Origin of the sequence: Amycolatopsis sp. (assembly GCF_036008905.1) — a bacterium.
In the GTDB taxonomy this organism is placed as follows: Bacteria; Actinomycetota; Actinomycetes; order Mycobacteriales; family Pseudonocardiaceae; genus Amycolatopsis.
The window spans coordinates 56,203-70,007 of the sequence record NZ_DASYMU010000017.1; the positions used below are offsets into that span (position 1 = coordinate 56,203).

General features: G+C 66.8%; 13 protein-coding genes. 4 read left to right on the forward strand and 9 right to left on the reverse strand.

Annotation, left to right across the window (positions count from 1 at the left end):
- Nucleotides 1–18 precede the first annotated feature (18 nt).
- Nucleotides 19–1,377 (reverse strand): Pup--protein ligase, encoded by a 1,359-nt coding sequence (gene pafA / locus VGP60_RS03250; RefSeq protein ID WP_327546314.1) that lies wholly within the window; start codon nt 1,375–1,377, stop codon nt 19–21.
- Nucleotides 1,378–1,581: 204 nt separating this feature from the next.
- On the opposite strand from pafA, the gene VGP60_RS03255 reads away from it, so the two are divergent.
- Both VGP60_RS03255 and VGP60_RS03260 read left to right on the forward strand, forming a co-directional pair.
- Complete coding sequence (locus tag VGP60_RS03255; RefSeq protein WP_414640283.1) at nt 1,582–3,024, forward strand: bifunctional phosphatase PAP2/diacylglycerol kinase family protein; 1,443 nt, start codon at nt 1,582–1,584, stop codon at nt 3,022–3,024.
- A gap of 43 nt (nt 3,025–3,067) precedes the next feature.
- The gene (locus VGP60_RS03260; protein ID WP_327546315.1) at nt 3,068–4,231 is read left to right on the forward strand and encodes an alpha/beta hydrolase; all 1,164 of its coding nucleotides are present in this window, start codon (nt 3,068–3,070) and stop codon (nt 4,229–4,231) included.
- Between the two features lie 121 nt (nt 4,232–4,352).
- On the opposite strand, the gene prcA is transcribed toward VGP60_RS03260, so the two are convergent.
- From prcA to dop, 4 genes are all read right to left on the reverse strand, one after another.
- Nucleotides 4,353–5,162, reverse strand: a complete 810-nt coding sequence (gene prcA, locus VGP60_RS03265) for a proteasome subunit alpha (protein ID WP_327546316.1) — start codon at nt 5,160–5,162, stop codon at nt 4,353–4,355.
- A 54-nt stretch (nt 5,163–5,216) separates the two neighbouring features.
- On the reverse strand, nt 5,217–5,960 hold the full coding sequence (gene prcB / locus VGP60_RS03270; protein ID WP_327546317.1) for a proteasome subunit beta: 744 nt from the start codon (nt 5,958–5,960) through the stop codon (nt 5,217–5,219).
- A 52-nt stretch (nt 5,961–6,012) separates the two neighbouring features.
- Entirely contained in the window at nt 6,013–6,207 is a 195-nt protein-coding gene (locus tag VGP60_RS03275) for a ubiquitin-like protein Pup (protein ID WP_327546318.1), read from the reverse strand.
- An 86-nt stretch (nt 6,208–6,293) separates the two neighbouring features.
- Nucleotides 6,294–7,796 carry a depupylase/deamidase Dop gene (dop, locus tag VGP60_RS03280; RefSeq protein WP_327546319.1) on the reverse strand — a complete coding sequence of 501 codons (1,503 nt, stop codon included), beginning with the start codon at nt 7,794–7,796 and terminating at the stop codon, nt 6,294–6,296.
- Nucleotides 7,797–7,836: 40 nt separating this feature from the next.
- On the opposite strand from dop, the gene VGP60_RS03285 reads away from it, so the two are divergent.
- Nucleotides 7,837–8,352 carry an NUDIX hydrolase gene (locus tag VGP60_RS03285; RefSeq protein ID WP_327546320.1) on the forward strand — a complete coding sequence of 172 codons (516 nt, stop codon included), beginning with the start codon at nt 7,837–7,839 and terminating at the stop codon, nt 8,350–8,352.
- Here the strand turns inward: VGP60_RS03285 and VGP60_RS03290 are convergent.
- The 3 genes from VGP60_RS03290 to VGP60_RS03300 all read right to left on the reverse strand — a co-directional run bounded on the left by VGP60_RS03290 (nt 8,340) and on the right by VGP60_RS03300 (nt 10,440).
- A complete protein-coding gene (locus tag VGP60_RS03290; RefSeq protein WP_327546321.1) occupies nt 8,340–8,987 on the reverse strand; it encodes a hypothetical protein in 648 nt (215 codons plus the stop codon). The two genes, VGP60_RS03285 and VGP60_RS03290, sit on opposite strands and share 13 nt — an antisense overlap.
- Before the next feature lie 56 nt (nt 8,988–9,043).
- Nucleotides 9,044–9,970, reverse strand: coding sequence for an aldo/keto reductase (locus tag VGP60_RS03295; protein WP_327546322.1), 927 nt, complete (start codon nt 9,968–9,970; stop codon nt 9,044–9,046).
- A 119-nt stretch (nt 9,971–10,089) separates the two neighbouring features.
- Complete coding sequence (locus tag VGP60_RS03300) at nt 10,090–10,440, reverse strand: hypothetical protein (RefSeq protein ID WP_327546323.1); 351 nt, start codon at nt 10,438–10,440, stop codon at nt 10,090–10,092.
- Between the two features lie 200 nt (nt 10,441–10,640).
- Between VGP60_RS03300 and VGP60_RS03305 the strand changes: the two genes are divergently transcribed.
- A complete protein-coding gene (locus VGP60_RS03305) occupies nt 10,641–11,558 on the forward strand; it encodes a DMT family transporter (RefSeq protein WP_327546353.1) in 918 nt (305 codons plus the stop codon).
- Between the two features lie 104 nt (nt 11,559–11,662).
- Here VGP60_RS03305 and arc read toward each other — a convergent pair whose 3' ends face one another.
- On the reverse strand, nt 11,663–13,474 hold the full coding sequence (arc, locus tag VGP60_RS03310; protein ID WP_327546324.1) for a proteasome ATPase: 1,812 nt from the start codon (nt 13,472–13,474) through the stop codon (nt 11,663–11,665).
- Between the last annotated feature and the right edge of the window lie 331 nt (nt 13,475–13,805).

Sequence of the window (13,805 nt, forward strand, 5' to 3'; positions counted from 1 at the left end):
GGAGGCCTTCACGAACAACTACAGCGAGCCGATCAGCCGCTCGACACGTTCATCGACCGAGCGGAACGGGTCCTTGCACAGCACGGTCCGCTGCGCCTGGTCGTTGAGCTTCAAATGCACCCAGTCGACGGTGAAGTCACGCCCGGCGGCCTGAGCGGCGGCGATGAAGTCGCCACGCAGCTTCGCGCGGGTGGTCTGGGGCGGGGTGTCCTTGGCGACTTCGATCTCGCCGTCGTCGGTGATCCGCCGCACCAGGCCCTTACGCTGCAACAGGTCGAACACCCCGCGCCCGCGCCGGATGTCGTGGTAGGCCAGGTCGAGCTGCGCGATCCGCGGGCTCGACAGGTCCAGGTCGTGCTTCGCGCGGTAACGCTCGACGAGCCGGTGCTTGATGGCCCAGTCGATCTCGGTGTCGATCTTGCTGAAGTCCTGCTCCTCGACCGCGTCGAGCGCCCGGCCCCACAGCTCCAGCACCCGCTCCGAAGCCGACGGCGAACCGTTCTCCTTCACATGCTGCACCGCACGCGAGTAGTACTCCCGCTGGATGTCGAGCGCCGAAGCCTCCCGGCCACCGGCCAACCGCACCTGACGGCGACCGGTCAGGTCGTGGCTGATCTCCCGGATCGCGCGAATCGGGTTGTCCAGCGTGAAGTCCCGGAACTGCACCCCCGCCTCGATCATCTCGAGCACCAGGTTCGCCGAACCGACCTTCAGCAACGTCGTCGGCTCCGCCATGTTGGAGTCACCGACGATCACGTGCAGCCGCCGATACCGCTCCGCGTCCGCATGCGGCTCGTCCCGCGTGTTGATGATCGGCCGCGAACGCGTGGTGGCGCTCGAAACGCCCTCCCAGATGTGCTCCGCCCGCTGCGACAAGCAGTACACCGCCCCACGCGGAGTCTGCAGCACCTTCCCCGCACCACAGATCAGCTGCCGCGTCACCAAGAACGGCAACAGCACGTCCGCGATCCGCGAGAACTCCCCCGCCCGGCCGACGAGATAGTTCTCGTGACACCCATAGGAGTTGCCCGCCGAGTCGGTGTTGTTCTTGAACAGGAAGATGTCACCGCCGATGCCCTCATCGGCCAGCCTGCGCTCCGCGTCCACGAGAAGATCCTCGAGGATCCGCTCACCGGCCTTGTCATGCGTGACCAACTGCGTCAGGTCGTCACACTCGGCCGTCGCGTACTCAGGATGGGACCCGACATCCAGGTAAAGCCGGGAACCGTTCGACAGGAAGACGTTCGAGGAACGCCCCCAGGACACCACACGCCGAAACAAGTACCGGGCCACCTCGTCGGGCGAGAGCCTGCGCTGCCCATGAAAAGTGCACGTGACCCCGAACTCGGTCTCGATACCAAAGATCCGCCGCTGCATGACACAAGAGTAGGCGCAACACCCCCCTGTCCGGTGCGCCGTTCGGGCGGCGACACGCGGTGAGCTACGTTGCTCTTGGTGAAAGTTGCCCGAATCGGGCGCTTGTCGGCCATGCTGCCGAGCCGCGGCGCCGGGAATCGAGGGAACTTGTTCAACCAGCTCATCCGCCCTTTCCGACAGGTCGGACGCACTGATCACCGCCTGATGCGGCGCAGTGCGCAGATCCCGCGGACCCGCGCGGATGACGCGTTGATGTCGTTGTCGAAATCGGCGAACAAAGCTGTCCTCTGGTGGGGCGTCGGCGCCGTTCTGGCCGCCAAGAAGGGCCCAACCCGCCGCGGCGCGCTGCGCGGAGTCGCCGCGATCGCCGGCGCGAGCCTGACGGCGAACCTCATCGGCAAACCGCTCTTCCCGCGCCGCCGCCCCGCCGCCGAAGAGGTCCCCGTGCACCGCAGGCTGGTCAAACGGCCCACCTCGTCGTCGTTCCCGTCCGGGCATTCGGCCTCCGCCGTCGCCTTCGCCACCGCCGTCGCGATGGAATCACCCAAAGCGGGCCTCGCCGTCGCCCCGATCGCCGCCGCCGTCGCCTACTCCCGGGTGCACACCGGCGTCCACTGGCCCAGCGACGTCGGCGCCGGGATGCTCATCGGTTTCGGCGCCGCCGCGCTGACCCGCCACTGGTGGCCACTGCACGACGACGTCCCGGGCCGCACCGCGCACGGCGCCGACGCACCGGAGATGCAGGACGGCGACGACATGCTCGCCGTGGTCAACCCCAACTCCGGCGTCGACGGCGTCGACCCGACCGACGACGTCAAGTTCGCCTGGCCCAAGGCCACGATCGTCTACCCGAGCCCGAAGCAGGACCTCCGCGCCCAGCTCGAAGAAGAGATCCACGCCCGCGGCGGCTCCGTACGCGCACTCGCCGTCGCCGGGGGTGACGGCACGGTCGCCGCCGTGGCCTCGATCGCCGCCGACTACAACCTGCCACTCGCCCTGATCCCCGCCGGCACCCTGAACCACTTCGCCCGCGACGTCGGGCTCCGCTCGATGCCACAATCCGACGTCGCCACACAGGCGGGCACCGCCGTCGGGATCGACCTCGGCGAAGTCGAGATCGGCACCGGCGACGAAATGGAACGCCGCTGGTTCGTCAACACCGCCAGCATCGGCGGCTACCCCGAAATGGTGCGGCTGCGCGAAAAGCTCCAGCAGCGCCACCCGAAATGGCCGTCCGCCGCGATCGCGCTCGTGCGCACCCTGCGCCGCGCGAAACCGCTCAACGTCGTCCTCAACGGCGAAGACGCCGAGATCTGGTGGCTGTTCGTCGGCAACGGCACCTACGCCCCCAAGGGTTTCACCCCCTCACGACGCCCCGCGCTCGACACCGGCCTGCTCGACATCCGCTACCTGCGCGCCGACATCCCGTACTCACGGCTGCGGTTCGTGCTCGCCACCGTGACGAGCACCCTCAACGCCAGCCACGTGTACCAGGAACTCGACCTGCCCTCGCTCGACGTCGAACTGCGCGACGGCAACCGCCGCGTCGCCACCGACGGCGAAGTCGGCCCACTCGGCAACGAATTCCGCTTCCGCGCCCGCTCCAGCGCGCTGACGATCTACCGCCCCCGCAACACCACCGGGTGACCACTAGCCGAAACCACACAGCACCGCCCCTACTGTGCTGACCATGAACGTGGCGACGGCCGACCCGACGCTGCCCGGCGAGATCACCGACCGCGCCCGCCAGCTCGGCCCACTGGAATCCCCGCTGATCTGGTGGACCCTGGCCGGCGCGGCGGTGATCCTCCTGGCAATCATGATCGGGCAGTGGAACAACCGCCGCGCCCGACGCTGGACCATGAGCGGCGCCGTGCTCTGTCTCCTGCTCACGGTGATCACCGGCGTGAACAGCTACGTCGGCTACGTCCGCACCGCCGACGACCTCGGCCGCCTGCTGGAACGCGCGAGCGGCCCCGTCAACGGCGTCGGACGGCTACTCGACGACGGCAAAGACGCCGCGGACGCACCCGCGGCACCGATCCCCGCCAGGACCGACGGCGCGCGCACCGAAATCCTCAACGTCGCCGACCCCGCCAACGCCGTCCCCTCAGGCCGGCACTACGTGCTCCTGCCACCCGGCTACTACGACCCCGCCAACGCCGCGCGCCACTACCCCGTCGTCTACCTGATCCACGGCTACCCCTTCGGCGGCCCGGACGACTGGCTCACCTCCGGCGACGCCCCCGGAACCCTGCAAGCCCTCGGAAGCGCGAACCTCATCGCCCCGATGATCGTCGTCAGCCTCGACATGACCGCGGGCGTGCCCAGCAAAGACTGGGAATGCCTCAACGTCCCCGGCGGCCCCCAGCTGGAGACCTACCTCGCCGCCACCGTCGTCCCCGCGATCGACACCCACTACCGCACCATCGCGAACAGGGCGGGACGCGCACTCGGCGGCATGTCCGGCGGCGGCTTCGGCGCGCTGAACATCGGACTCCACCACGTCGACGAGTTCAGCGTCCTCACCATCGCACTGCCCTACGACGACCTGAACGATTCCGTCGACGTCCTGCACGGGGACCAAACCGCGATCAAAGCCGACACTCCCCGGGCGTACATCCCGACGATGGCGTTCACCTCGCCCATCGCGACCATCCTCGCTGTCGGGAGCGGCGCCCCTACCGACGTCACGACAGCGCGCCGGATCGCGAACTCGTTGCAGCAACGCGGACAGGACGCCGTCGTTCACGTCGAGCAGGGGTTCAACCACACTTGGCACACCGCCAGAGCGGTCCTGCCCTATCTACTCGCCTTCGCCAACACGCACTTCCCCCAACCCAACCCCGGCTAAGCGCGCAAAGCCGCGGACACACGTGCCGTGCCCCCTAAACCGGGAACGAGCTAACTGTGTCCCCCGCTCAAAACTGAAGGGGGCCTTCCGTACGAAGGCCCCCTTCAAGGAAAGATAACTGCTACTCCGACGGCTTGTCGCCGTCTTCCACCTTCGGCTCCTCAGGCTCCGCAGGAGCCGGAAGCAGGGCCTCCAAAGCCGCGCCGGACAACCGACGGAACGCGCGCTTCGGCCGCTCCCGCTCCAAAACCGCGACCTCGAGCTTCACCGGATCACTCTCACCGTTGCCGTTGGCAGTCGCCGCCGACGCCGGAGCCGTCGACTTCGACGCCGCACTCGCCACAGCCTTCGCAGTCTTCGCCGCACTCGCCCGCAAAGCGGCCACAGCGATGGCCACGGCCGGACCCAGTTCCAGATCCGGCTCGTAGGTCTCCTTCATGTTCGTCGCGATGGTTTCGGCCTGACCACCCATCACCACGAACCGCGGCTCATCACCGATGGAACCGTCGTAGGTCAACCGGTACAACTGGTCATCCTCCGCGGTCACACCCACCTCCGCGACACAGATCTCCACCTCGAACGGCTTCAGCTGCTCGGTGAAGATACTGCCCAGCGTCGCGGCATAAGCGTTCGCCAGCGCACGCGCACTCACGTCACGCCGGTCGTACTGGTAGCCCTTGAGGTCCGCGTGCCGGATCCCCGACACCCGCAAATTCTCGAACTCGCTGTAACGACCGACGGCCGCGAAACCGATCCGGTCATAGATTTCCGAGACCTTGTGCAGCGTCGTCGACGGGTTCTCCGCAACGAACAGCACGCCGCCGCGGTATTTCAGTACGACAACACTCCGGCCCCGCGCAATGCCCTTGCGCGCGAGCTCGGAACGCTCCCGCATCAGCTGCTCGGGAGAGGCGTACAGCGGCATCGTCACGGCTATTGCTCCGCTCTGCTCAATAAAACAAGGAAAAGGGGATACAGCAAACAGCTAACCCGACCGGCGATACCGCTCCGCACGATCTCTCACCACAGCCTCCGAAACGGCCGCCGCCTGCGCATCGGGCAACTCCACCGCCCCGGTCTCCGCGGTGATCGTCACAACCGTCGGATAAATCCGCCGCACCACGTCCGGGCCACCGGTCGCCGTGTCGTCATCGGCCGCGTCGTACAACGCCTCAACGGCGATCCGCACCGCACCCTCGAGATCGGCGTCCGGATCGTGCGTCTTCTTCAACGCCGACATCGCGAACGTCGAACCCGAACCGATCGAGTGATAACCGTCGATCTCCTCGTACCGCGAACCCAGCACGTCGAACGAGACGATCCGCCCCGCCCGCTTCGGATCCTCGGCATGCAGGTCGTACCCGGCGAACAACGGCATCACCACAAGACCGGCCTCGGCCATCGCGAGATTCGCCCGCACCATGGCCGCCAGCTTGTTCGTCTTGCCACCGAACGACAGCGCGACGCCCTCGATCTTCTCGTAGTGCGCCAGCTCCACCTCGTACAACCGCACCATGTCCAGCGCGGGCCCCACCGCACCGGCGATACCCACCGCCGAGTACTCGTCGGTGACATACACCTTCCGCAGCTCCCGGGTGGCGATCATGGTGCCCGAAGTGCCCCGCCGATCACCCGCGATCAACACCCCGCCCGCAAACACGACAGCCACGATCGTGGTCCCGTGCGGCACATCCAACGGCACACCCGAGCTACCCGAGGTCTGTTCCATAGGTGTTCTTTCAATCCCATCTACGCGATCTGGCAGGGACCGTCAGCGGCGGCTACTGGCCGCCCTTCTGCACATACGCCCGCACGAAGTCCTCAGCGTTCTCCTCCAGCACGTCGTCGATCTCGTCCAGGATCGTGTCGACGTCCTCGCCGAGCTTCTCCCGGCGTTCCTGACCGGCTCCGCCGGCCGCTTCGAGCTCCTCATCGGAGTCTCCGCCGCCATGCTTCTCGATCTTTTCCTGAGCCATCTCGCCTCCAGGTGTAGCCGTTGGTCTAAGCCTACCCAGCAGTCCCGACATCCGATGCGACCATTGGGCTGGTCGCATCGTCACAACTAGTCGGAACCGGTCAACGCCTCGACCAGCTCTTCCGCCGTCGCCGAATCGTCCAAAAGCTTGCCCACATGCGCTTTCGTACCACGCAGCGGCTCCAACGTGGGGATCCGCACCAGCGATTCCCGGCCCACATCGAAGATCACCGAATCCCACGACGCCGCCGCGATCGACGTCGCGTACTTCTCCAGCGCCCGCCCACGGAAGTACGCCCTGGTGTCCGTCGGCGGGTTCGTGATCGCCGAGGTCACCTCCTCCTCGGTCACCAGCCGCTGCATCGAACCCCTGGTCACCAACCGGTTGTACAGGCCCTTGCCCAGCCGCACGTCCGAATACTGCAGATCCACCAGCCGCAACCGCGGCGCACCCCACGCCAGCTGGTCACGCTGCCGGTAACCCTCCAGCAGCCGCAGCTTCGCCGGCCAATCCAGCCTGTCCGCGGTCTCCTGCGGATCCCGCGCCAGCGCGTCGAGAATCTCGCCCCACACCCGCAAGACCTCCTTCGAGGCCTCATCGGCTTCCGTGCGCTCCAGGTTCGCCGCCGCCAGCTCGTGATAGGCGAACTGCATCTCCAGCCCGGTGTACTTCTTCCCGTTGGCCAGCGAAACCTTCGTCTTCAACGTCGGATCGTGACTGATCTGGTGCACCGCGCGCACCGGCTCGTCCAGCTTCAGGTCGTCGAACCGGATCCCCGACTCGATCATGTCCAGCACCAGCGCCGTCGTCCCGACCTTCAGATACGTCGAGTACTCCGACAGGTTCGCGTCACCGATGATCACATGCAGCCGCCGGTACTTGTCCGCGTCCGCGTGCGGCTCATCACGCGTGTTGATGATCCCGCGCTTCAACGTCGTCTCGAGCCCGACCTCGACCTCGATGTAGTCCGAACGCTGCGAAAGCTGGAAACCAGCCTCCTCGCTCTGCGCCCCGACACCCACCCGGCCCGAACCCGTCACCACCTGACGCGACACGAAGAACGGCGTCAGCCCACCGATCACCGCCGTGAACGGCGTCGACCGCGCCATCAGATAGTTCTCGTGCGTCCCGTAACTCGCGCCCTTGCCGTCCACGTTGTTCTTGTACAACTGCAACTGCGGCTGCCCCGGCACGGTCGCCGCCTTCAACGCGGCGAGCTCCATGATCCGCTCCCCCGCCTTGTCCCAGATGACCGCGTCACGCGCGTTCGTCACCTCGGGCGCGGAGTACTCCGGATGCGCGTGGTCCACATACAACCGGGCACCGTTGGTCAGGATGACGTTGGCCGCGCCCAGGTCTTCGACATCGGGGTCGTGCCCCGGCCCGCTCGGCCCCGCCAGGTCGAAACCCCGCGCGTCGCGCAAGGGCGACTCCACCTCGTAATCCCACCGCGCACGCCGCGCACGCGGGATGTCCGCCGCCGCCGCGTAGGCCAGGACCACCTGAGTGGAGGTCAACACCGGGTTCGCCGTCGCATCGCCCGGCACGGAGATGCCGTACTCGACTTCGGTTCCCATGATCCGCCTCATGTGAACACCCTACGGGTCCGAAGCGTGTAACGATGACTCCATGGCCGCGGGTGACGAAGTCGTTGCGCTCTACGACAGAGCCGGAACCGTGGTGGGAAGCGCACCACGTGCGGTGATGCGCGCCGAAGGGCACTGGCACGCCTCGGGCGTGGTACTGGTCCGTTCGGGCGACGGCGAATCGGTTTACGTCCACCTGCGCGCCCCCGACAAGGACGTCTATCCCGGTACGTGGGACTGCTGGGCGGGCGGCGTAGTCGCGGCCGGTGAGGATCCCGCCCAATGCGCCCGCCGCGAACTGGCCGAAGAACTCGGCATCGACGGCGTCGAACCCGTCCCCCTGTTCACCCTCGTCTACGAAGACGGCTCCATCCGCTGCCACAACTTCGCCTACGAAGTCCGCTGGGACGGCCCGATCACCCACCAGCCCGAAGAAATCGTCGACGGACGCTGGCTCCACCTGGACGAACTACGCGAATGGGTCGACGACCCGGAAAGCCCGTTCATCCCGGACGGCCGCGAAGGCATCCGCGAATGGTTCCGCCGCTACGGCAACTGAGCCGCTTTGAGCTTCGCCGCCGCGATCTTCGCCAGGCGCTTCGCCGCCTCCGACGCCCGCGCGGCGGTGTTCGCCGTGACCTGGACGCCCGACACGAGCTCACCCTTCGCCAGCAGGACCGTGCAGGTGGAACCCTCACACCAGCCACGCTGCGCGTCGATCCCGGCCACCGCGGGCAGCGTCACCGCCTGCCCGGCGCACTTGACGGCCTGGACAACAGCGGCAGCACCCTTGCCTGGATAGGCCACGACCCGCTGTTCGAGCGAAGAACCGGTCGGATACCGCCAGCTCCCGTCCTGAGCCAGCTGCTCATCCGGCTCGTCGACGCGCAACATCGGCAGACAGTTCGACACCTTCGCCTCACCCGGACTCACGCCCTCTTCGGCGAGGTCGGCGTCGGTGAGAACGGCCTGCGCGACCGTGCGGACGAGCGGCGAAACCGGCTTCGACGTCGTGCTCGGCGGCGGATCCGAACGCACCACCGGGGGCGGCGCCACCGCGGGCGCGACGGTCGTCGTGGTCGTGGTCGTGGTCGGATCGTCGTAGTAGGTGTCGAGGTCGTTCGGCCGGTCGGCACACCCGCTGAGCACGGCCGAAGCCACCGCCACGACGGCCAATACCTGGCGATGACGCACTGTTCCCCTACCTCCGGGCTCCTGCGGGTGCAATGGCGGAAGAGTAAACCAGCGCGCTACTGCCAACTCAGGCAGGATCGCCGCGCCCAGTATCCGGCGGCCGGCTCACTGATCCCTTGCAGCGCGGCCAGTTCGGCCTCGTCCAGGCGAACCTCGGCGGCCCGCAGATTGGCGTCCAGCTGCTCCACACCGGACGGACCGATCAGCACGCGGCCCGCCCAAGGCTGGGCGAGAACAGCAGCCACCGCGACAGCGTCCAAGCCCACACCGTGCTTCGCGGCCACCTCGCGGACGACGTCCGGCGGCTCGACGACCAGCCGCCCATTCGCGAGAGTTTCCTTCACCAGCACCAGATTTCCCGCCGAATGCGCTTCGGCCAGCGCCTCCCCCGCCGACTGCTCGAACAAGTTCCAAGTGGACTGAACCGCGGTGAACACCGGTTTCCCGGCGACTTCCAGCGCCAGCGCCCGGCGTACGGTGTCGGCCTGCGCGGGACCGGAGGTCGAGAACCCGACCCGGATCCCTTCCGCCCCAAGGGAAGCCAGCGCGTCGAGCAGCGGCTCATCGGTGAACAGTGGACTGTCCGAAGTCAACGAATGGACCTGATACAGCGCAAGGGCTTGGCCGAGCAGACCACGGCTTTCACCCCACTGGGCCCGAAAACGCGCCAGGGAATGCTCTTTGACTTCGTGTACCTCGGCGTCCATCCGCCACCCGCCGACGTAGGCGTAGCCCCATTTGCTCGACACGGTGACGTCGGAGTGCGCCTCGAGCCAGCCGGCGAGGAAGTCTTCGGCCAGGCCGTAGGACCGGGCGACATCGACCCAGCGCACGCCGGCCGCATAGGCCGCGTCGAGCACTTCATGGGTGGCCGCCCGCATCGCTTCGACATCGCGGGATTCGGGCAGCGCCGAAGTCCGCCCCAGGTTGATGTACGCGGGCCTGCCCAACGCGGCCAGCCCGAGCCCGATCCGAGAAAGCACTCTCTTCGTCCTTGCTGCTGGTAGTGAACTCAGGTCGTCGGCAGTGGTGACCAACTGGTGATTTTCAGCCCTGCCGAACCGTATAGGTCGTTATACATCATGAGTGAAACAGGGGGAGCTCAGGTGGTCGCCTGATCGTGCCGCCGGAGGATTTCGAGCCACTGGCCCGAGTTCTGAACCTGCCGATGGAGCTTCTCCAGCCGTGCGGCCGGCGCGCGGACGTATCCCTTGCCGAAGACCGGCGCGATCTGCCGCAGGCTGGCCCCCTCTTCCCTGGCGGCCAGCAAGGCCCAGTCCGACGCGTTGGCGCACGCGGTCGACGCCTGCCGCAACTCCCCCAGCAGCTCGATCAGCTCCTGCGCACTCACCTCCCCCGCCTGAACGGAGACTGCCGTCGTCTCAAGCCAGTCCAGTACGTCGGATGCGGTGATCGGCGCGCGCGGGCGCCCCTGCTGCTCGAATTCGCTCACCCGCCCAAGTATAGGCCGTTATACGCCCAGCCCGCAGACGGGAAACACACCTACGCCACCGGGAAACACGGCTACGTAGACGCGAACCAGCGTGTTTCCCGGTGGCGTAGCCGTATGTCGCGTTGCGGTAGGCGTGTGTCGCGACTGTGGGGGCCGAAAACCGCTGGCACCGGGGTCCGGGACACAGTTGACTGGTGATCATGTTCGGCAGGTTCGGCGTGGCGGCCCAGTTCGTGGCGCTGGCGCTCGTGTGGGGTTCGAGTTTCTTCTTCATCAAGGTCGGGCTGACCGGGCTCTCCCCTGGCCAGGTGGCCTGGGCGCGACTGGTCTTCGGCGCACTCGCGCTGGCGGTGATCGTGCTGGCCCGGCGTCGCCCGCTCCCCCGCGAACTCGTCGTCTGGGGCCATCTGGCCGTCGTGGGCGTGCTGATGTGCGTGCTGCCGTTCCTGCTGTTCTCGTGGGCGGAGCAGCACATCTCGTCGGGCCTGGCGAGCATCTTCAACGCCACGACCCCGTTGCTCACCATGCTCATCAGCGCGGTCGCCCTCAAGGCGGAGAAGATCACGCGTGCCGGAGCGACCGGGCTGGTCCTCGGCTTCGCCGGCGTGCTCGTCATCGTCGGCGTGTGGCACGGAATCAGCCTGGGGAGCAACCTGACCGCCCAGCTCGCCTGCCTGGGCGCCACGACCTGCTACGGACTCTCGTTCGTCTACCTGCGACGGTTCTTAGCGCGACGAGGACTGGACACGCCGACGCTGGCGTTCGGCCAGGTCGGCATCGGCGCGGTGATCATGCTGGCCCTCACACCCGTCCTGGCGTCCTCGCCGGTGCACGCGAGCTGGCCGGTCGTACTGAGCATGCTCGCGCTCGGCGTCCTGGGCACCGGCGTCGCCTACGTGTGGAACACGAACATCGTCACGGCATGGGGCGCGTCCAACGCCGTGACGGTCACGTATCTGACGCCGGTGGTCGGCGTCGTGCTCGGTGTTGCCATCCTCGACGAGCCGCTCAGCTGGAACCAGCCCGTCGGCGCGGTGCTCGTGATCGCGGGCATTCTCGCCGCCCACGGACGGCTCACGCTGCGTAGTCGCGCGAGAGCCGTCGCCGCCGCGTCCTGAAAGTGATCCACACCACAAGAAGCCCGGGCGTGGCGCGAAGAAAGCAAAACAGAAGAAGGGCCGCGGTGCCACCAGCGCGCACCACGGCCCTTCCCGACTGCGATTTACAAGTACTGCCCGGTGTTCGTCGCGGTGTCTATCGCCCGCCCCGAATCCGTGTTCTTTCCGGTGACCAGCGTGCGGATGTACACGATCCGCTCGCCCTTCTTGCCCGAGATCCGGGCCCAGTCGTCCGGGTTCGTGGTGTTCGGGAGGTCCTCGTTCTCCGCGAACTCGTCGACGATCGCGTCCAGCAGGTGCTGCACGCGCAGGCCGGGCTGCTGGGTCTCCAGCACCGACTTGATCGCCGACTTCTTCGCCCGGTCCACGATGTTCTGGATCATCGCGCCCGAGTTGAAGTCGCGGAAGTACAGGACTTCCTTGTCCCCGTTGGCGTAGGTCACCTCGAGGAACCGGTTTTCGTCGGTTTCTTCGTACATCCGCTCGACGGTGTGCTGGATCATCGCGTCGAAGGTCGCCTTCGAGTCCCCGCCGAACTCCGCCAGGTCATCGGCGTGGATCGGGAGGCCTTCCAGCAGGTACTTCGAGAAGATGTCCTTCGCGCCTTCGGCGTCGGGACGCTCGATCTTGATCTTGACGTCGAGCCGGCCCGGCCGCAGGATCGCCGGGTCGATCATGTCTTCACGGTTGGAGGCGCCGATCACGATGACGTTCTCCAGCCCTTCCACGCCATCGATCTCCGAGAGCAGCTGCGGCACGATGGTGGTCTCCACGTCGGAGGACACCCCGCTGCCACGGGTGCGGAAGATGGAATCCATCTCGTCGAAGAACACGATGACCGGAGTGCCTTCAGAAGCCTTCTCACGAGCCCGCTGGAAGATCAGGCGGATATGCCGCTCGGTCTCACCGACGAACTTGTTGAGCAGCTCCGGGCCCTTGATGTTGAGGAAGTACGACTTGACTTCGGCAGCGCTGCCTTCGCCTCCGCGTGCTTCCGCGATCTTCTTGGCCAGCGAGTTCGCCACCGCCTTGGCGATGAGCGTCTTCCCGCAGCCAGGAGGACCGTAGAGCAGCACGCCCTTCGGCGGCCGCAACTGGTACTCCCGGTACAGATCGGCGTGCAGGAACGGCAACTCGACCGCGTCCCTGATCTGCTCGATCTGCCGAGCCAGACCACCGATGTCCTCGTATTGGACGTCGGGCACTTCCTCCAGCACGAGGTCCTCGACCTCGGCCTTCGGCACCCGCTCGTAGGCGTAGCCCGCCTTCGAGTCGACCAGCAGCGAATCGCCGGGTTTCAACGGCTGCTCCGCCAGCGGATCGGAAAGGAAGACCACCCTTTCCTCGTCCGCGTGCCCGACCACCAGCGCCCGGGAGCTTCCGCCCTCGGTCTCCGACAGGAGCACCTCACGCAACGAGCACACCTCGCCGGTGAGCTCGAAACCACCGCCTTCGACCACTGTCAACGCTTCGTTGAGCCGCAGTGCCTGACCGCGCCGGAGGGACTCGACCTCCACCGCCGGGGATACCGAAACCCGCATCTTGCGCCCGGAGGTGTACACGTCGACCGTGTTGTCCTCGTAGGCGGCCACGAAGACTCCGTAGCCACTGGGCGGTTGGGCGAGCCTGTCGACCTCCTCCCGCAGCGCGAGCAGCTGGCCGCGTGCTTCGCGCAGGGTCTCGACCAGCTTCGTATTTCTCTCAGTGAGCTGACTCACTCGCTCCGAGGCTTCCGCCAGGCGCTGCTCGAGAACCCGGTTCTGCCGTGGTGAGTCGGTCAACTTCCTACGCAGCAGGGCCACTTCCTCTTCGAGGAAACGGACCTGGCGCGCCTGCTCGTCCGAAGTAATTCCAGCTCCAGTCGTCTCTGAAGGGTCAGCATCTTCATGCTGGCCTCCGGGAAGGTCATGGTGCATTCGGCACCTCCTCGGCTTTTCATTCAACGGTACCGGCGATCACCGACAAGAAAAGCCTTTTCCGCATCACAGGATCGGCGCGTCGGTCTTCGAGGCCTGCTCAAGCACGTTGTACCCAGTCGCACAAGCGTCCAACCCGGTGCTCGATCCGCAGCCCGGGCTATCACCCTGCGTCGACAATCAGGCGTACGGCGTCTGCCAACCGGGTAGCCGGCGGCTGAAATCTGTCCCGCACCGTGAGACGGACATTCCCGGCATCGCGAGACAACGACCGGACACCCGGCTCGCCGACACGCGCCCTGACCGTCAAGCTGGACGTCGGCTGGCTAGC